Source organism: Saccharopolyspora sp. NPDC002686 (assembly GCF_040295745.1).
Taxonomy (GTDB): domain Bacteria; phylum Actinomycetota; class Actinomycetes; order Mycobacteriales; family Pseudonocardiaceae; genus Saccharopolyspora; species Saccharopolyspora oryzae.
In genome coordinates, this window is record NZ_JBEOVY010000148.1 from 1 (window position 1) to 17644 (window position 17644).

Annotated in this window: 19 protein-coding genes; 16 read left to right on the forward strand and 3 right to left on the reverse strand. The window is 70.4% G+C overall.

The window, feature by feature from the left end; translation table 11 throughout:
• The 3 genes from ABTZ89_RS20160 to ABTZ89_RS20170 form a co-directional block, all read left to right on the forward strand.
• Positions 1 to 539: EAL domain-containing protein (locus ABTZ89_RS20160; RefSeq protein ID WP_351046818.1), on the forward strand; the 539-nt coding region annotated here is incomplete at its 5' end.
• Positions 540 to 681: 142 nt separating this feature from the next.
• Entirely contained in the window at positions 682 to 2697 is a 2016-nt protein-coding gene (gene thrS, locus ABTZ89_RS20165; protein WP_351046839.1) for a threonine--tRNA ligase, read from the forward strand.
• Positions 2694 to 3263, forward strand: coding sequence for an HIT family protein (locus ABTZ89_RS20170; protein WP_456300266.1), 570 nt, complete (start codon positions 2694 to 2696; stop codon positions 3261 to 3263). The genes thrS and ABTZ89_RS20170 overlap by 4 nt, the downstream gene beginning before the upstream one ends.
• A 193-nt stretch (positions 3264 to 3456) precedes the next feature.
• Here ABTZ89_RS20170 and ABTZ89_RS20175 read toward each other — a convergent pair whose 3' ends face one another.
• On the reverse strand, positions 3457 to 3984 hold the full coding sequence (locus ABTZ89_RS20175) for a YceI family protein (RefSeq protein ID WP_270951368.1): 528 nt from the start codon (positions 3982 to 3984) through the stop codon (positions 3457 to 3459).
• A gap of 227 nt (positions 3985 to 4211) precedes the next feature.
• On the opposite strand from ABTZ89_RS20175, the gene pgsA reads away from it, so the two are divergent.
• A complete protein-coding gene (gene pgsA, locus ABTZ89_RS20180) occupies positions 4212 to 4829 on the forward strand; it encodes a phosphatidylinositol phosphate synthase (protein WP_270951367.1) in 618 nt (205 codons plus the stop codon).
• Positions 4830 to 4878: 49 nt separating this feature from the next.
• On the opposite strand, the gene pdxS is transcribed toward pgsA, so the two are convergent.
• On the reverse strand, positions 4879 to 5796 hold the full coding sequence (gene pdxS, locus ABTZ89_RS20185) for a pyridoxal 5'-phosphate synthase lyase subunit PdxS (protein WP_351046822.1): 918 nt from the start codon (positions 5794 to 5796) through the stop codon (positions 4879 to 4881).
• A gap of 182 nt (positions 5797 to 5978) precedes the next feature.
• Here pdxS and ABTZ89_RS20190 point away from each other — a divergent pair, with 182 nt between their 5' ends.
• The 3 genes from ABTZ89_RS20190 to ABTZ89_RS20200 all read left to right on the forward strand — a co-directional run bounded on the left by ABTZ89_RS20190 (position 5979) and on the right by ABTZ89_RS20200 (position 10172).
• The gene (locus tag ABTZ89_RS20190) at positions 5979 to 6539 is read left to right on the forward strand and encodes a TetR/AcrR family transcriptional regulator (RefSeq protein ID WP_270951365.1); all 561 of its coding nucleotides are present in this window, start codon (positions 5979 to 5981) and stop codon (positions 6537 to 6539) included.
• Positions 6536 to 7921 (forward strand): MFS transporter, encoded by a 1386-nt coding sequence (locus ABTZ89_RS20195; protein WP_351046826.1) that lies wholly within the window; start codon positions 6536 to 6538, stop codon positions 7919 to 7921. The genes ABTZ89_RS20190 and ABTZ89_RS20195 overlap by 4 nt, the downstream gene beginning before the upstream one ends.
• A 136-nt stretch (positions 7922 to 8057) precedes the next feature.
• The gene (locus ABTZ89_RS20200; protein ID WP_351046829.1) at positions 8058 to 10172 is read left to right on the forward strand and encodes an elongation factor G-like protein EF-G2; all 2115 of its coding nucleotides are present in this window, start codon (positions 8058 to 8060) and stop codon (positions 10170 to 10172) included.
• Positions 10173 to 10179: 7 nt separating this feature from the next.
• On the opposite strand, the gene ABTZ89_RS20205 is transcribed toward ABTZ89_RS20200, so the two are convergent.
• A complete protein-coding gene (locus ABTZ89_RS20205; protein ID WP_270951360.1) occupies positions 10180 to 10749 on the reverse strand; it encodes a helix-turn-helix domain-containing protein in 570 nt (189 codons plus the stop codon).
• Between the two features lie 69 nt (positions 10750 to 10818).
• Between ABTZ89_RS20205 and ABTZ89_RS20210 the strand changes: the two genes are divergently transcribed.
• From ABTZ89_RS20210 to ruvB, 9 genes are all read left to right on the forward strand, one after another.
• Positions 10819 to 11520 (forward strand): AzlC family ABC transporter permease, encoded by a 702-nt coding sequence (locus ABTZ89_RS20210; RefSeq protein WP_270951359.1) that lies wholly within the window; start codon positions 10819 to 10821, stop codon positions 11518 to 11520.
• Complete coding sequence (locus ABTZ89_RS20215) at positions 11517 to 11828, forward strand: AzlD domain-containing protein (protein WP_270951357.1); 312 nt, start codon at positions 11517 to 11519, stop codon at positions 11826 to 11828. The genes ABTZ89_RS20210 and ABTZ89_RS20215 overlap by 4 nt, the downstream gene beginning before the upstream one ends.
• A 220-nt stretch (positions 11829 to 12048) precedes the next feature.
• Positions 12049 to 13395 (forward strand): amino acid permease, encoded by a 1347-nt coding sequence (locus ABTZ89_RS20220; RefSeq protein ID WP_351046843.1) that lies wholly within the window; start codon positions 12049 to 12051, stop codon positions 13393 to 13395.
• The gene (pdxT, locus tag ABTZ89_RS20225) at positions 13392 to 14051 is read left to right on the forward strand and encodes a pyridoxal 5'-phosphate synthase glutaminase subunit PdxT (protein ID WP_351046834.1); all 660 of its coding nucleotides are present in this window, start codon (positions 13392 to 13394) and stop codon (positions 14049 to 14051) included. The genes ABTZ89_RS20220 and pdxT overlap by 4 nt, the downstream gene beginning before the upstream one ends.
• A 13-nt stretch (positions 14052 to 14064) precedes the next feature.
• Positions 14065 to 14814 carry a YebC/PmpR family DNA-binding transcriptional regulator gene (locus tag ABTZ89_RS20230; RefSeq protein WP_270951353.1) on the forward strand — a complete coding sequence of 250 codons (750 nt, stop codon included), beginning with the start codon at positions 14065 to 14067 and terminating at the stop codon, positions 14812 to 14814.
• 153 nt (positions 14815 to 14967) lie between these two features.
• Positions 14968 to 15477 (forward strand): DUF4262 domain-containing protein, encoded by a 510-nt coding sequence (locus ABTZ89_RS20235; protein ID WP_270951351.1) that lies wholly within the window; start codon positions 14968 to 14970, stop codon positions 15475 to 15477.
• 177 nt (positions 15478 to 15654) lie between these two features.
• Positions 15655 to 16239 (forward strand): crossover junction endodeoxyribonuclease RuvC, encoded by a 585-nt coding sequence (ruvC, locus tag ABTZ89_RS20240; RefSeq protein ID WP_270951350.1) that lies wholly within the window; start codon positions 15655 to 15657, stop codon positions 16237 to 16239.
• Positions 16240 to 16293: 54 nt separating this feature from the next.
• Entirely contained in the window at positions 16294 to 16890 is a 597-nt protein-coding gene (ruvA, locus tag ABTZ89_RS20245) for a Holliday junction branch migration protein RuvA (RefSeq protein ID WP_270951348.1), read from the forward strand.
• A 92-nt stretch (positions 16891 to 16982) separates the two neighbouring features.
• Positions 16983 to 17644, forward strand: a 662-nt coding sequence (gene ruvB, locus ABTZ89_RS20250; RefSeq protein ID WP_351046846.1) for a Holliday junction branch migration DNA helicase RuvB, incomplete at its 3' end; no start/stop codon positions are given.

The following is a 17644-nucleotide window of genomic DNA, read 5'->3' on the forward strand; positions in this document are numbered from 1 at the left end:
CGAACCTGCTGGGCCCGAAAGCGCCGATCGCGGCAGTGCGCCTGTCGCCGCGGCACACCCGCGACCCGGAGCTGATCGCCGACGTGCACCGCATCCTGCGCAAGACCGGGATGCCGCCCGACAAGCTGGCGGTCGGGCTGCCCGAGTCCACGCTGTTCGACGGCCAGGGCGACGCGGTGGACACGCTGGAGATCTTCTCCGACATGGGGCTGCGGCTGTGCGTCTACGAGTTCGGCGAGGACTACGCCCGGATGCCGCGGCTGAAGGGCCTGCCGCTGGGGATGGCGCGCATCGAGGGCTCGCACCTGGACAGCTTCGTGGCCCCCGAAGGCCCCGCCCCGCTGGACCGGCACCTCGTGGTGGCCGCGTGCGGCGCGGCGGAGCTGCTGGGCCTGCCGGTCAGCGCGGCCGGCGTGCGCGACGAGCTGCAGGCCCAGCGCCTGCACGAGCTCGGGGTGTCGCTGGCGATGGGGCCGTTCACCGGAGGTCTGGTCTCGGCGTCGGAGCTGGCCGAACTCATCCAGGAGCAGTCCGGCTGACGTGGGCAGGTGGCGGCCGGAAACAGTCCGCGACCAGCCGATAGCATCGGGATGCGAAGCGTGTCCGCGCCGGTCGGAGGACCGGCCCAGCCGAGGAGTGATCGTGTCCGTACAGCCTTCCCAAGCCCAGCAAGCTCTCCGGGTGAAGGTTCCGGCGGGCACTACCGCGGGTGCGGCCGTGGCCGATGCCGGGCTGCCGTCCAAGGGCCCGGACGCCGTCGTGGTGGTCCGCGACGCCGAGGGCGCCCTGCGCGACCTGGCTTGGGCACCGGAGTCCGACGTCGAGGTGGAGGCGGTCGCCGCCGACACCGAGGAGGGCCGCAGCGTCATCCGCCACTCCGCCGCGCACGTGCTCGCGCAGGCGGTGCAGAACCTGTTCCCGGACGCGAAGCTGGGCATCGGCCCGCCGGTCAAGGACGGCTTCTACTACGACTTCGACGTGGACCGCCCGTTCACCCCGGAGGACCTGCAGGCGCTGGAGAAGCGCATGAAGCAGATCATCAAGTCCGGGCAGAAGTTCTCCCGCCGCCGCCTGGACTCGGTCGAGGCCGCCAAGGAGGAGCTGGCAGACGAGCCGTACAAGCTGGAGCTGGTCGACCTCAAGTCCGATGTGGACACCAGCGAGGTGATGGAGGTCGGCGGCGGCGAGCTGACCGTCTACGACAACATCGACCGGCACGGCGAGGTCGTCTGGGGCGACCTGTGCCGCGGCCCGCACGTGCCGCACACCCGCTTCATCCCGGCGTTCAAGCTGATGCGGGTGGCCGCCGCGTACTGGCGGGGCAACCAGAACAACCAGCAGCTGCAGCGGATCTACGGCACCGCCTGGGAGTCCAAGGACAAGCTCGAGGAGCACCTGGAGCTGCTGGCCGAGGCCGAGCGCCGCGACCACCGCAGGCTCGGCGCCGAGCTCGACCTGTTCTCCTTCCCGGAGGAGATCGGTTCCGGGCTGCCGGTGTTCCACCCCAAGGGCGGCATCATCCGCCGCGAGCTGGAGGACTACTCCCGCAAGCGGCACGAGCAGGCCGGCTACGAGTTCGTCAACACCCCGCACGTCACCAAGGACACGCTGTTCAAGACCTCCGGTCACCTCGACTGGTACCAGGACGGCATGTTCCCGGCGATGCACCTCGACGAGGAGCGCGACGCCAACGGTGAGCTGCGCAAGCCGGGCGTCGACTACTACCTCAAGCCGATGAACTGCCCGTTCCACAACCTGATCTTCCGCTCCCGCGGCCGCTCCTACCGGGAGCTGCCGCTGCGGCTGTTCGAGTTCGGGTCGGTCTACCGGTACGAGAAGTCCGGCGTGGTGCACGGCCTGACCCGCGTGCGCGGCATGACGCAGGACGACGCGCACATCTACTGCACGCCCGACCAGCTGCAGGACGAGCTGAAGTCGCTGCTGGGCTTCGTGCTGGACCTGCTGCGCGACTACGGCCTGGACGACTTCTACCTCGAGCTGTCGACCCGCAACGAGGAGAAGTACGTCGGCGACGACGAGAGCTGGGAGGTCGCCACCGAGGCGCTGCGCAGCGCGGCCGAGGACTCCGGCCTCGAGCTGGTGCCGGACCCGGGCGGCGCCGCCTTCTACGGCCCGAAGATCTCGGTGCAGGCCAAGGACGCGCTGGGCCGCAGCTGGCAGATGTCGACCATCCAGGTCGACTACCACCTGCCGGAGCGGTTCAACCTCGAGTACACCTCGCCGGACGGCAGCAAGCAGCGGCCGATCAAGATCCACCGGGCGCTGTTCGGCTCCATCGAGCGGTTCTTCGGCGTGCTCACCGAGCACTACGCCGGCGCCTTCCCGGCCTGGCTCGCGCCGGTGCAGGCGGTCGGCATCCCGATCGCCGACGAGCACGTCGAGCACCTGCAGCGGGTGGCGAAGTCGTTGCGCGACAAGGGGATCCGCGTCGACATCGACACCAGCGACGACCGGATGCAGAAGAAGATCCGCAACCACACCACGCAGAAGGTGCCGTTCCTGCTGCTGGCCGGCGGCAAGGACGTGGAGGCCGACGCGGTGTCGTTCCGGTTCCGCGACGGCACGCAGATCAACGGGGTGCCGGTGGACACCGCGGTCAACGCGCTGGTCGACTGGGTGCAGCGCCGCGAGAACGCCTCGCCGACCGCGGAGAACTTCCAGGCGGGGACGGCGTGAGCGCAGGACCCGAGGAAGTCGAGCTGACCGAGCAGCACGGGGTCGGTGTCCAGGACGCGCTGCAGCGGCTGTGGACTCCGCACCGGATGGCCTACATCCAGGGCGAGAACAAGCCGGACGGCGACGACAGCGACGGCTGCCCGTTCTGCCGCCTGCTGGAGTCCGGACGCCCGGACTCCGAGACGCTGATCGTGGCGCGCGGCGAGCTGGTCTTCGCGATCCTGAACCTGTACCCGTACAACCCGGGGCACCTGATGGTGCTGCCGTACCGGCACGTGGCGGACTACACGGAGCTGACCGCGGCGGAGACGGTGGCGGTCGCGGAGTACACCCAGCACGCGATGCGGGTAATCCGCGAGGTGTCGGCGCCGCACGGGTTCAACATCGGGCTCAACCAGGGCCCGGTGGCGGGTGCGGGCATCGCGGCGCACCTGCACCAGCACGTGGTGCCGCGGTGGGGCGGTGACTCGAACTTCATGCCGGTCATCGGCCACACGAAGGTCCTCCCGCAGCTCCTCGGCGAGACCCGCCAACTCCTCGCTGACGCCTGGACCCGAGCCGACTGATCCGTCCCACGTCCTGGACGCTCCGTCCCAGTTAACCGCAGTTTCAATTGAAACTGCGATCCGCCGTGGGTGAGATCTGCAGTTTCAATTGAAACTGTGGTCCACGATGTGGGACGGGGCGCAGTGGTGGGACTGGGCGAAGACGAAGGGGCCGGGGACTCGTGCAGTCCCCGGCCCCTTTTCGCGTCTGGTGTCAGCCGCGGAGGCGAGCCTCGATGTCGAGGGTGATGGTGATCTTCTCGCCGACCATGGCGCCGCCGGCCGGGCCGACGCCGAAGTCGGTGCGGTTGAGGACCACCTTGGCGGACAGGCCGAGCAGGCCGTCCTCGGCGAAGCCGCCCAGCTCGGTCTCCAGCGACACCGGCTTGGTCACGCCGTGCAGGGTGAACTCGCCGTCGATGATGAAGTCCTCGCCGTCCTGGCGGATCCCGGTGGAGCGGAACGTGGCGGTCGGGAACTGCTCGACGTCCAGGAAGTCGGCGTTGCGCACGTGCGCGTCGCGGTCGGCGTTGCCGGTGTTGATCGAGGCGGTGTCGATGGTCGCGGTGACCGAGGACTGCAGCGGGTCGGCCGCGGTGACGATCTCGCCCTGGAAGCCGTCGAAGCGGCCGCGGGACTTGCCCACGCCCATGTGCCGCACGGTGAACTGGATGTCGGAGTGGACGCTGTCGATGTCCCAGGTGCCCGCGACGTAGCCCGGAATCTGCTCGGTGGCCGTCATGCTGTCTCCAATGGTGTGGCGGTGCCAGTGTGCCTCGAACTCCACCGGCGGCTCACCGCGGTCGGGCGTCTTCGTCGCAGGGAGTTCGAACAGCACCAACACCCTTGAACCTTCAATCATTCCGGGCTGTGGTGGAGGTCACCGGTCGTCGTGGGGGCCGGTGCGCTTGATCAGCGCGGGCTAGTCTGCTGGAAAACGACAAGCACAGGCGGCTGACCACTCAAGCAATGCTCAACATCTTCGCGCGGGCCTCGTTGTCCCGACTGACCAACCCGATCGGTGCCGGCCTGGTCCGGCTCGGCCTGTCGCCGAATGCGGTGACGCTGACCGGGACGATCGCCAGCACCGCGGCCGCGCTGTGGTTCTTCCCGCGCGGCGAGCTGTTCGTGGGCACCCTCGTGGTCGCGGTGTTCCTGCTCTTCGACATCCTCGACGGTGCGATGGCCCGCGCCGGAGGCCGGGCCTCGCAGTTCGGCGGAGTGCTCGACGCCAGCTGCGACCGCCTGGTCGACGGCGCGCTGTTCGGCGCCCTCGTCTGGTGGGCCTTGGTGGTCGACGTGAACCACGCGCGAGGCCTGGGTTTCCTGATCTGCCTGGTCGGCGCCCAGGTGATCTCCTACGTCAAGGCCCGGGCCGAGGCCAACGGCCTCAACGCTGACGGCGGCCTGGCCGAACGCGCCGAACGCTTCCTGGTGATCCTCGTCGGCACGGGCCTGCACGGCCTGGGCGTCCCCTACGTCCTCGACGCGGCGATCTGGCTCCTGGTCCTCCTGAGCCTGATCACTATCGCCCAACGCCTCATCGCGGTCCACCGCTCCGCGAACACCGAGAACGAGAACAGGTGAAGGGCACCTCCAGGTCGGAAGGTGCCCTCCACCGCTCATCCAGTCGTCGTCACCAGCCGCGCTGGGCGTAGCGCTGCTGTTCGGAGAGGTCGTCGAGGTTGATGCCGACCATCGCCTCGCCGAGGCCGCGGGAGACCTTCGCGATCACGTCCGGGTCGTCGTAGAAGGTCGTCGCCTTGACGATCGCCTCGGCGCGCTTGGCCGGGTCGCCGGACTTGAAGATGCCGGAGCCGACGAACACGCCCTCCGCGCCCAGCTGGCGCATCATCGCCGCGTCCGCCGGGGTGGCGATGCCGCCCGCGGTGAACAGCACCACCGGGAGCTTGCCGGTCCGGGCGATCTCCTGGACCAGCTGCACCGGCGCGCGCAGCTCCTTCGCCGCGACGTAGAGCTCGTCGTCGTCGAGCACCGACAGGCGCCGGATGTCGGCGCGGATCTGGCGCATGTGCCGCGTCGCCTCGACGACGTTGCCGGTGCCGGCCTCGCCCTTGGAGCGGATCATCGCCGCGCCCTCGGAGATCCGGCGCAGCGCCTCGCCGAGGTTGGTCGCACCGCACACGAACGGCACGGTGAAGGCCCACTTGTCGATGTGGTTGACCTCGTCGGCCGGGGTCAGCACCTCCGACTCGTCGATGTAGTCCACGCCCAGCGACTGCAGGACCTGGGCCTCGACGAAGTGCCCGATCCGGGCCTTGGCCATCACCGGGATGGACACCGAGTTCACGATGCCCTCGATCATGTCCGGGTCGGACATCCGGGCCACGCCGCCCTGCACGCGGATGTCGGCGGGCACCCGCTCCAGCGCCATCACCGCGACCGCGCCCGCGGCCTCGGCGATCTTCGCCTGCTCCGGCGTGACCACGTCCATGATCACGCCGCCCTTGAGCATCTCGGCCATGCCGCGTTTGACCCCGTCGGTCCCGGTCTGGGCGTTGCGGGTGGTGTCCTTGGCGTCGACGGTAGTCACCTTGGGCCTTCCTTCGTGCGGTCTTCTGCCGGCATCAGCCTAGGAACGAACTGGACCATCAACACGGTCCACTAAACCTGTTTTTGACTAGTCCACTTTCCAGTGGCCCTTCGGTGTGACGGTGGTCATGCCTGGGTTTGTAAGTGGTTGGTAACTAGTAACTTGGCGGCATGGTCGCGCGGATGAGCGGTGCTGAGCGCCGGGCCCAGGTCTTGGGGATCGCGGCGGAGGAGTTCGCCGAGCACGGGCTGCACGGTGCGTCGATCGACGCGATCGCCCGGAACGCGGGCATCACTCAGGCCTACGTCTTCCGGATGTTCGGGACGAAGAAGGCGTTGTTCCTGGAGCTCGTCCGCGCAGCCTTCGACCGGTTGACCGACGGGATGCGGGACGCCGCCGGCAGCAGGAGCGGTCTGGACGCGCTGTCGGCGATGGGTGCGCAGTACTACGACCTCCTCGCCGATCGCACGAACCTCCTGCTGCAGCTCCAGGGCTTCGCCGCGTGCGGTGACGAGGAAGTCCGCGAGGCCGTGCGGTCGTGCTTCTCGCGGATGTGGGACACGGCCGCGGGAATCACCGGGCTCGAGCCGGTGACGGTGAAGTCGTTCCTCGCGTTCGGGATGCTCCTGAACGCCGGGGCGGCGATGGACGTCGAGCACGTCGACGAGACGTGGGCCGAGGGGGTCCGCACCCGGATCAACGCGGGCCTGTTCGAGCACATCACGGCGGCGAAGAACCGATGAGCACCGAGGTGGACGACCGCGCCGGCGCGCTCGAGGCCCGCCGTCTCGGGTCCGCCCTCGTCGCCGTCGCGCTGACCGGTGCCGTCATCGGGAGCGTCGGTGCTCCGCTCATCACGGCGGTCGCGACGGGTCTGCGCGTGCCGCTGGAAGCCGCGCAGTGGACCTTGACGATCACGCTGTTCACCGGCGCGATCGCCGGCCCGGTCCTCGGCAGGCTCGGCACCGGTCCGCACCGGCGGACCACGATCCTGGTCACCCTCGCCCTCGTCACGATCGGCGGTGCGCTGACCGCGCTCCCGCTGCCCTTCGCGGCTCTGGTGGTCGGGCGCGGACTGCAGGGGCTCGGGGTGGCCGTGGGGGCGCTGCTCATGAGCGTTGCCCGCGCCCACCTGCCCGCGGAACGCTCCGCCTCGACGATCACCGCCCTGTCCGTCGCCTCGACGGTGGGCATCGGCGTCGGCTACCCGGTGATCAGCCTGCTCGACCAGCTCGCCGGACTCCGCGCCGCGTACGCGCTCGGATTCGCGCTGTCCGCCGCTGCGCTCGTCATCGCCTGGCGAGTGCTCCCGCCGGAGAACCCCGGCGCGCGGTCGCAGATCGACGTCATCGGAGCGGTCCTGCTCGGCCTCGGAACGCTCGGCGTCCTGCTGGTCATCGCCGAGCCCGCGCTGTGGGCGAATCCCTGGGCGGGTGCGGGCATCCTCGCCGCCGCGGTCGCGATCCTCGCGGTGTGGGCGGTGGTCGAACTCCGGAGCGCCGCGCCGCTGGTCGACCTCCGGTTGCTCGGCCAGGGGCCCGTGGTCCGGGCGAACGCGGCCATGCTCATCGCGGGTGTCGGCATGTACCTGCTGTTCAGCCTGCTCACCCGCTACGTGCAGACCCCGGCGGACGCGCACTACGGGTTCGCCCTGCCCGGCGTCGCTGCAGGAGCCGCCCTCATCCCCTTCTCCCTCTCCGGTTTCGTCGCGGGCAAGGTCCTGCGGGGTCGCATCGCGCAACGAGGGGCTTACGTGCTCTCCGCGGCCGCGGTGGTGATCGCAGCGGTGGTGTTCGCGGTGGCCAGCGGTTCGCTCGTCGTCGTCCTGATCGCCATGGCCGTCCTGGGCTTCGGGGTCGGCGGGGTCGCCGCGGTCATGCCCGGGCTAGTACTCGCCGGCGTTCCCCAGGCCGAGACCGCCAGCGTGCTCTCCATCAACCAGATCGTCCGCAGCATCGGATTCAGCATCGGCAGTGCGCTGGCCGGATTCCTCCTCGCCGCCGCCACCCCCGGCGGTGCCTTGCTTCCCGCGCAGGACGGCTACACCGCGGCCGCGCTCTGGTCGCTGCCGCCGCTCGTGGCGAGCGCGCTCATCGTCGCCGGCAAACGCCGCGCCATCCGCTGAATCCGCTGCCTCGTCGCTCGTTCGGTGGGGCTTGCCGGGGTGACCGGTTCCGGGGTTGTGGCGACCTTGCACGGCGTGGGCGTCGGGTGTGTGATCGGAGACACAGTCGGTTGCCGGGAGCGCGCAGGGAGTACTCATGGGCACCAAGCAGAGCGGCACAGTAGGAGGGCCGGTCGTCCCGGCCCCTTCAGATCCCGCCAAGATCCGCAACGTCGTGCTGGTCGGGCCCTCGGCGGCCGGCAAGACCACCCTGGCCGAGGCGATGCTGGCGGCCACCGCGACGATTCCCCGGTCGGGCGCGGTCATCGAGGGCACCACGGTGTGCGACCACGAACCCGCCTCGATCGAGCAGCAGCGGTCCATCGGCCTGGCCGTGGCGCCGATCCAGCACGGCGACATCAAGATCAACCTCATCGACACGCCCGGCTACGCCGACTTCGTCGGGGAGCTGCGGGCGGGCCTGCGCGCCGCCGACGCCGCGCTGTTCGTGATCGCGGCGGCCGAGGGCATCGACCCGGCGACGCGGGCGATCTGGCAGGAGTGCGCGGCCGTCGGGATGCCCCGCGCGGTGCTCATCGCCCGCCTGGACCAGCCGCGCGCCGACTTCGACACCGCGCTGCTGACCTGCCAGGACGCCTTCGGCGGGGGAGTGCTCCCGCTGTACCTGCCGCACCGCGAGGCCGGCGGCGAGGTGACCGGGCTGGTCGGGCTCGTCACCGAGAGCGTCTACGAGTCCGGCGAGCAGCGGGCGGCCGACGAGGCGTTGCGGACGCAGATCGACCAGCAGCGCGGCGAGCTCATCGAGGCGATCATCGCCGAGAGCGAGGACGAGTCGCTGATGGACCGCTACCTCAACGGCGAGCGCATCGACGAGGACACGCTCATCTCCGACCTGGAAACGGCGGTCGCCAAAGGCGGTCTGCACCCGGTGCTGCCGGTGTGCGCGGTGGCCGGCATCGGTGTTCCCGAGGTCCTCGACGGCATCGCCCGCGGCTTCCCGTCACCGCTGGAGCACGCGCTGCCGGAGTTCACCGATCCGCACGGGAACAACCCGCGCGAACTCACCCCCGATCCGGAGGGACCCCTGGCGGCCGAGGTGGTGCACACCTCGGTCGATTCCTACGTGGGGCGGGTTTCACTGGCGCGCGTGTTCTCCGGGACGATGCGCCCGGAGCGCCCGGTGCACGTCTCCGGTCACGGCATGGCCGAGCGCGGGCACCCCGACCACGACGAGGACGAGCGCGTGGCGCACCTGTACTCGCCGCTGGGCGCGAACCTGCGCGAGGTGTCGCACTGCGTGGCCGGCGACCTGTGCGCGCTGACCAAGATCGGCTCGGCGGAGACCGGGGACACCCTCTCGGACCCGTCGGACCCGCTGCTGCTCACGCCGTGGCCGATGCCCGAGCCGCTGCTGCCGATCGCCGTCACCGCGCACACCCGCAGCGACGAGGACGCGCTGGCCCGCAACCTCAACCGGCTCATCGCCGCCGACCCCAGCCTGCGGCTGGAGCGCGACAGCGAGACCCACCAGCTGGTGCTGTGGTGCATGGGCGAAGCGCACGCCGACGTCGTGCTGCAGCGGCTGCGCGAGGGCGGGGCGGAGGTCGACACGGTCCCGGTGAAGGTGCCGCTGCGGCAGACCTTCGCGCAGCCTGCCAAGGGGCACGGCAGGCACGTCAAGCAGTCCGGCGGGCACGGCCAGTACGCGGTGTGCGACATCGAGGTCGAGCCGCTGCCGCGCGGATCGGGCGTGGAGTTCGTGGAGCGGGTGGTCGGCGGGGCGGTGCCGCGCCAGTTCATCCCCAGCGTCGAGAAGGGCGTGCGGGCCCAGGTCGAGAAGGGCATCAACGAGGGCGCCCCGCTGGTGGACCTGCGGATCACGCTGGTCGACGGCAAGGCGCACAGCGTCGACTCCTCCGACGCGGCGTTCCAAGCGGCCGGTTCGCTGGCCCTGAAGGCCGCCGCCGAGCAGGCCGGGCTGATCACCCTGGAACCCGTCGACGAGGTGGCGGTGCACATCCCCGACGAGCACCTCGGCGCGGTGCTGGGCGACCTGTCGAGCCGCCGCGGCAAGGTGGTCGGCACCGAACCGGAGGACGGCGGCTGGACGGTGGTGCGGGCGCACGTGCCCGCGAGCGAACTGGTCCGCTACACGGTCAACGTCCGCTCCCTGACCTCGGGCAGCGCGACCTACACCCGCCACTTCGAGAACTACGAACCGATGCCGGAGCACCTGCTGACCCGGAAGTGACCGACGGTCAGCGGTGCTCCATGACGAGGACGGCCGTGGTGCCGGGGGCGAGGGCTTCGTAGAGGTGGGGGACGTCGCCGGAGAAGGAGACGTAGTCGCCGACCTCGAGCTCGACCGGACCGTCCTCCGGGCCCGCGCGGAGGCGGCCGGAGGTGAGGATCACGTGCTCGACCGAGCCGGGGATGTGGGCGTCCGCGTGGCGTACGCCGCCCGGCTCGAGTTCGAGCACGTAGAGGTCGCGGCGCGCGCCTGATTCGCCGGATGACAGCAGGGCCGCGCCGTAGGTCGACTGCTCGGACCGGACGATCGGCACCTGGCCGGCGCGGACCACCCGGACCTTCGGAGTCGGCGGGTCGACGAGCCGGCTGAAGGGCACGCCCAGGGCCACGCCGAGCGCCCACAGGGTCTCGACGCTGGGGTTGCCGGTGCCGGATTCCAGCTGGGAGAGCGTGGATTTCGCGATCCCGGCGCGTTTGGCGACCTCGGTCATGGTCAGTCCCGTGCGTTCGCGCTCCCGACGCAGGGACATGGCGATGGTTTCCAGCGGCGCGGCCGGGGTGTTCTCGGTCTCACTCATGGCTGTTCGCTCTGTCGGTCCTCAAATTCGGTTTGACGAACGCTCCCGTCATTGTTCATGCTAGCGAACGTGAGTACGGTTCAGCGAACGCGAGCGGGATTCTGGCGGGATGCGCTGGTGCGCGACGTCCTTTCGATGACGCTGGCGATGGCCATCGTGGGGGCCTCGCTCGGCGCGATCGCGGTCAGCAAGGGCGTCCCGCTGTGGATGGTCACGCTGATGGGCGCGGTGGTGTTCGCCGGCGGGTCGGAGTTCATGGTGATCGGCCTGATCAGCGCGGGTGCGGCACCGGTCACCGCGGTGCTCGGCGGGCTGATGCTCAACGCCCGCCACCTGCCGTTCGGCCTGGCGATCGGCGGGCTGTTCGGCCGCAGCTGGCCGACCCGCCTGATCGGCAGCCACCTCATGATCGACGAGTCCGTTGCGTTCGCGATGGCGCAGAAGACCGAGGCGGGGAAGAAGCGCGCCTACTGGCTCACCGGCATCGCGCTGTACAGCGCTTGGGCCCCGTCGGTGTTCCTCGGCGGCCTGCTCGGCCAGGGTGTCGGCGACCCGGGCGCCTTCGGGCTCGACGCCGCGATGCCCGCCGCGCTGCTCGCGCTGATCATGCCCTCGCTCCGCGAGCACCGGACCCTGCGCGCCGTCGCGGTGGGTGCGCTGATCGCGGTGGTCACCACCCCGGTGCTGCCGGAAGGACTGCCCGTGATGGCCGCGCTCGTCGGGCTCGCCGCGGCGCTGCCGCTGCCGAAGAAGCTGGAGGAGGCCCGATGACGCTCGGAGTGGTCTTCGCGCTGGCCGCCGGGACGTACGCGATGCGCCTGGCCGGGCCGCTGCTGCGCGGGCGGCTGCAGATCTCGCCGCAGTGGGAGCAGCTGATGTCGATCTCCGCGATCGTGCTGCTCGCCGCGTTCGTGGCCACCAGCGCCGTGTTCGAGTCCGGTGGTTTCGCCGGGTGGGCCCGGTTCACCGGTGTCGCGGTCGGCGGAGTGCTGGCCTGGCGGCGCGCGCCGTTCGTGCTCGTCGTGGTCGCCGCAGCAGCCACCACGGCCCTGCTGCGCCTGGCGGAACTGGCCGTGTGAGTCGTCGTTAACCCCGGCGTCGATCTCCGGGCACCACTGTTTAAGGTCCTCCCTGACCCATCCGGCGTAACCACACTCACACGCTGGGGCGAACGCATCGAGTCCGGGCACTCCCGGCTCCCGCCACGGAGGACCGCACCCCTTGGTCACCACATCCGACACCTTCGACCGCGGCACCGAAGAGGGCTACTCGAAGGGGCTCAAGAACCGGCACGTCCAGATGATCGCCATGGGCGGGGCCATCGGTGTCGGCCTGTTCCTCGGCGCGGGCGGCCGGATGGACCAGGCCGGACCTGCCCTGGTCGTGTCCTACCTGCTGTGCGGCATCGCGGCGTTCTTCGTCATGCGCGCCCTCGGCGAGCTCGTGCTGTACCGGCCGGTGGCGGGCAGCTTCGTGGAGTACGCCCGCGAGTTCATCGGACCGTGGGCCGGGTTCGCCGCCGGCTGGCTGTACTTCCTGAACTGGGCGGGCTCCGGCATCGCCGAGATCACCGCGGCGGGCATCTACATCGGGAAGTGGTTCCCGGACTTCCCGCAGTGGATCACCGCGCTGATCTGCCTGGCCGTGCTGCTGGTGGTCAACCTGCTGTCGGTGAAGCTGTTCGGCGAGCTGGAGTTCTGGTTCGCGGTGATCAAGGTGCTGGCCATCGTGACCTTCCTGTTCGTCGGCCTGGCCCTGGTGGTCACCGGTGCCGAGGTCGGCGGCACCACCGCGGGAGCGCACAACCTCGTCGACCACGGCGGGTTCACGCCCAACGGGCTGCCCGTGGTGCTGATGAGCATGCAGGGCGTCATGTTCGCCTACGCCTCGATGGAGATGGCCGGTATCGCCGCTGGTGAGACCGCCGACCCGGCCAAGGTCATGCCGCGCGCCATCAACGGCGTGGTGTGGCGGATCGCGGTCTTCTACATCGGCTCGGTGCTGCTGCTGGCGATGGTGCTGCCGTGGACGTCCTACAACGGCGACCAGAGCCCGTTCGTGACCGTCTTCTCCAGCCTCGGCATCCCGTGGGCCGGCGACATCATGAACTTCGTGGTGCTCACCGCCGCCCTGTCCAGCTGCAACTCCGGCCTGTACGCGACCGGCCGGATCCTGCGCTCGCTGGGCATGCGCGGCGAGGCGCCCTCGTTCACCGAGCGGATGAACGACCGCCGGGCGCCCTACGGCGCGGTGCTGTTCACCGGCGCGGTGTTCCTGATCGGCGTGCTGCTCAACTACGTCGTCCCGAAGGACGCCTTCGACATCGCCACCTCGATCGCCTCGCTGGGCGTCATCGCGACCTGGTCGGCGCTGCTGATCGCGCAGGCCCGCCTGCGCAAGCGGGCCCTGCGCGGTGAGCTCGTGCGGCCGTCCTACCGGATGCCCGGTGCGCCGTACACCAACTGGATCGTCCTGGTGTTCCTGCTGGGCATCGTGGTGCTGGCGGCTTTCTCCGACGAGCTCGCGGTGCGCGCTTCGTTCTACGCGGTGCCGGTCGTCGTGATCGCTCTGTTCGTCGGTTGGCGGCTGGTCCGCAGGTCCCGGTCTTCGATTGCCGAGGAGCGTGCAGGACAATCGGAGATGTGACGAACCCCGTGATCGGTGTCCTGGCCCTGCAGGGCGGCGTGGCCGAACACCTGGCCGCGCTCGAGCGCTGCGGGGCCGACGCGCGCCCGGTGCGCCGCGTCGAAGAGCTCGCCGAGGTGGACGGAATCGTCCTGCCCGGCGGGGAGTCCACCACGATGACCCGGCTGCTCGACACCTTCGAGCTCTACGAGCCGCTGCGCGAGCGGCTCGCCGCCGGGTTGCCCGCCTACGGCTCGTGCGCCGGGATGATCATGCTCTCGCGCGAGGTCGTGGACCAGGACCCGGACCTGCCCGCGGTTCGGCCGCTGGGAGCCATGGACGTGGTCGTGCGGCGCAACGCCTTCGGACGCCAGGTCGACTCCTTCGAGACGGACCTGGACTTCGCCGGAATTCCGGACGGCCCGGTGCACGCGGTGTTCATCCGGGCACCCTGGGTGGAGAAGGTGGGCGCGGAGGTCGAGGTGCTGGCCGAGGTCCGGGAAGACCCGGACGGGTCCGGGCGGTCGGCCGCCGTCGGTAGGATCGTCGCGATTCAGCAGGGACCGGTGCTCGCCACCGCTTTCCACCCGGAGCTGGTGGGCGGTGACGAACGCGTGCACCGCTATTTCGTACAGATCGTCCGCGCGCGGCTGAACGCGGCAGCGCAGGCGAAGTAAAGACGGAGGAGAGATGAGCGGCCACTCGAAGTGGGCCACCACCAAGCACAAGAAGGCCGCCCTCGACGCCAAGCGCGGCAAGCTCTTCGCGAAGCTGATCAAGAACGTCGAGGTTGCCGCCCGCACTGGTGGGGGCGACCCCGACGGCAACCCGACCCTGTACGACGCCATCCAGAAGGCGCGCAAGAACTCCGTGCCGATGGACAACATCGAGCGCGCCCGCAAGCGCGGCGCCGGTGAGGAAGCCGGTGGCGCCGACTGGCAGACGATCATGTACGAGGGTTACGGGCCCAACGGCGTCGCAGTGCTGGTGGAGTGCCTGACCGACAACCGGAACCGCGCCGCGGGCGAGGTGCGCACCGCGATGACCCGCAACGGCGGCTCGATGGCCGACGCGGGCTCGGTGTCCTACCTGTTCACCCGCCGGGGTGTCGTGCTGCTGCCGAAGAACGGGCTGACCGAGGACGACGTGCTCTCGGCGGTGCTCGAGGCCGGTGCCGAGGAGATCAACGACCTGGGCGAGAGCTACGAGATCCTCTCCGACCCGGCCGACATGGTCGAGGTGCGCAAGGCGCTGCAGGCCGCCGACATCGAGTACGACTCGGCGGAGACCAACTTCCTCGCGGCGGTGAACGTCGAGCTGGACGCCGAGGGAGCGCGCAAGATCTTCAAGCTGATCGACGCCCTCGAGGACTGCGACGACGTCCAGAACGTCTTCGCGGCCTTCGACGTGTCGGACGAGGTCATGGCCGAGGTCGGCTGACGCCCGAAGCAACCTGGCGGCCGGTCCCGATCCCGGGACCGGCCGCTTCGTTCTGTCTGAGATCCCGGGGCGCTTGAAACCCGCTGTGTCCGAGCCGCTGCCGTCGGTTGCTCTCGTGGGGGTTGGTGGGGAACCGATCTCCTCGCAGGCACAATGGCGATCGTGGCTGAGACGGATGATGAACTGCGCCGGTGGATGGTCGACACCGCGGAGAGGCACGGCGCAGCCGTGATGCACGTGCCCGGCGACGAGCGCGGCGCGCAGTACGCCTTCTCGGTCGGCGCGTGGCGGCGCTTCGGCAAGCCCGAGGTCGTGGTGATCGGGTTGCCGGAGGAAGTGGCGAACGCCGTGGTCAACACCTACGTGCAGCGGGTCGGGCAGGGCGAGCGGTTCGTGCCCGGGCGGCTCTACGACGGCTTCCTGAAGGGGTGCCCGGTGACCTTCGAGAAGGTCGCCCTGCAGCACTACCCGGAATACCTGGGCAGCGCGTTCCTGGTCTACAGCGGACCGGACTTCCCGGCGGTGCAGCTGATCGTCTCCAGCCCGGAGGGCGCGAAGTTCCCCTGGCAGCCGGACGCTCCCGGCGGGTTCCGCGAGTACCAGCCGGTCCTGACCGACAGCGGTCTCCCGGAGAGCTGGACCCCGGGCACCGACGGCCCCTGACCGGCTCGCGGCTGGCGCGAACGGCCGGTTCGCCCCGGCGGATGGCGCGAGCGGTCCGTTCGCACCGCGCCTGCTCACCCGGACGGGGGATGCGTTCGCGTGTCGGTGCGGAGGGCTGTCGCCGCGGTTCGATAAGGTTTCGAACGAGTGTTCAGGCCGAGTTGGGCAGGTGGCGTCGTGCGCGTGCTGGGAATCGACCCCGGGCTGACCCGCTGCGGGCTCGGCGTGGTCGACGGTGGCCGCGGGCGGTCGGTTTCACCCGTCGCGGTCGGTGTCGCGCGCACACCACCGGAGGACGAACTGCCGTCCCGGCTGCGCGCGGTGGCCGATGAGGTGGAGCGGTGGATGGACCGCCACCAGCCCGAGGTGGTGGCCATCGAGCGGGTGTTCAGCCAGCACAACGTGAGCACCGTGATGGGCACCGCGCAGGTCTCCGGCGTCGTGGCGCTGCTGGCCGCGCGGCGCGACCTGCCGGTCGCGTTCCACACGCCCAGCGAGGTCAAGGCCGCCATCAGCGGATCCGGTCGAGCGGACAAGAAGCAGGTCACCGCCATGATCACCAAGATCCTGGGGTTGGCCGAAGCGCCCAAACCGGCCGACGCCGCCGACGCGCTGGCGCTGGCCGTCTGCCACCTGTGGCGCGCGCCGATGGCCAACCGCCTGGCCCAGGCCGAGGCCAAGGCGGCCGAACTCGCCCGCAACCACAAGGCACGGCTCAAAGCCGCCGCGAAAGCCGCCGAAGGACGCGATGCGCGCAGCTGACCCGCCGTGCGCAACGATGCCGGGGATCCCGGCACGAGCAGGAGGTGTTGACCGATGATCTCCACGGTGCGAGGTCCGGTGCTGTCCATCGGACTGGACCACGCCGTGATCGAAGTCGGTGGCGTGGGCATGGCCGTGCACGCCACCCCGGCCACGCTGGCCGGACTGCGGCGGGGCGAGGAGACCCGGCTGTGGACCTCGCTGATCGTGCGCGAGGACTCGCTGACCCTCTACGGCTTCGCCGATGCTGAAGCCCGCGATCTGTTCGTCCTGCTGCAGACCGCGTCCGGGGTCGGTCCGCGCCTCGCGCTGGCCGCTCTCGCGGTGCTCTCGCCGGACCAGCTCTGCTACGCCCTCTCCGACGGCAACCTGACGACGCTCACCCAGGTGCCCGGCATCGGCAAGAAGAGCGCCGAGCGCTTGATCCTGGAACTGCGCGACAAGGTGGGCGCAGTGGGCGGAGTGGTCGAGCCGGCCGCGACCGCGGACCACGGCCGGGTGCGCACGGAGGTCGCCGAAGCACTGGTGGGCCTGGGCTTCTCGGCCAAGCAGGCCGAGCAGAGCGTCGAGACCGTGCTGGCCTCGGGCAACGGTGACCTGGACACCTCTGCGGTGCTGCGCAAGGCGCTGGCCACGCTCGGGCCGAAGTGAGGCCGGAGATGTACGAGGACGACGAGGCCGACTGGTCGGGCGACGGTGTTTCGCTGGCCGCGCATCAGAACCCGTCCGACCAGGACGTCGAGATGACGCTGCGGCCGCGCAAGCTCAGCGAGTTCGTCGGGCAGGCCCGGGTGCGCGAGCAGCTGGAGCTGGTGCTGCACGGCGCGCTCAAGCGCGGCGACCAGCCGGACCACGTGCTGTTCTCCGGACCGCCCGGGCTGGGCAAGACCAGCCTGTCGATGATCATCGCCACCGAGCTGGGCACCTCGATCCGGGTCACCTCCGGGCCGGCCCTGGAACGGCCCGGCGACCTGGCGGCGATGCTGTCCAACCTCTCCGAGGGCGACGTGCTGTTCATCGACGAGATCCACCGGATCGCCCGCCCCGCCGAGGAGATGCTCTACCTGGCGATGGAGGACTACCGGGTGGACATCGTGGTCGGCAAGGGCCCCGGAGCCACCAGCATCCCGCTGGAACTGGCGCCGTTCACGCTGGTCGGGGCCACCACCCGGTCCGGAGCGCTGACCGGTCCGCTGCGCGACCGCTTCGGCTTCACCGCGCACATGGAGTTCTACGCGCCGGAGGAGCTGGAGCTCGTCGTGCGCCGCTCGGCGGGGATCCTCGGCGTGGACCTGCGCGACGACGGCGCCGTCGAGATCGCCGGCCGCTCGCGAGGCACACCGCGCATCGCCAACCGGCTGCTGCGCCGGGTCCGCGACTTCGCGGAGGTGCGCGCCGACTGTGC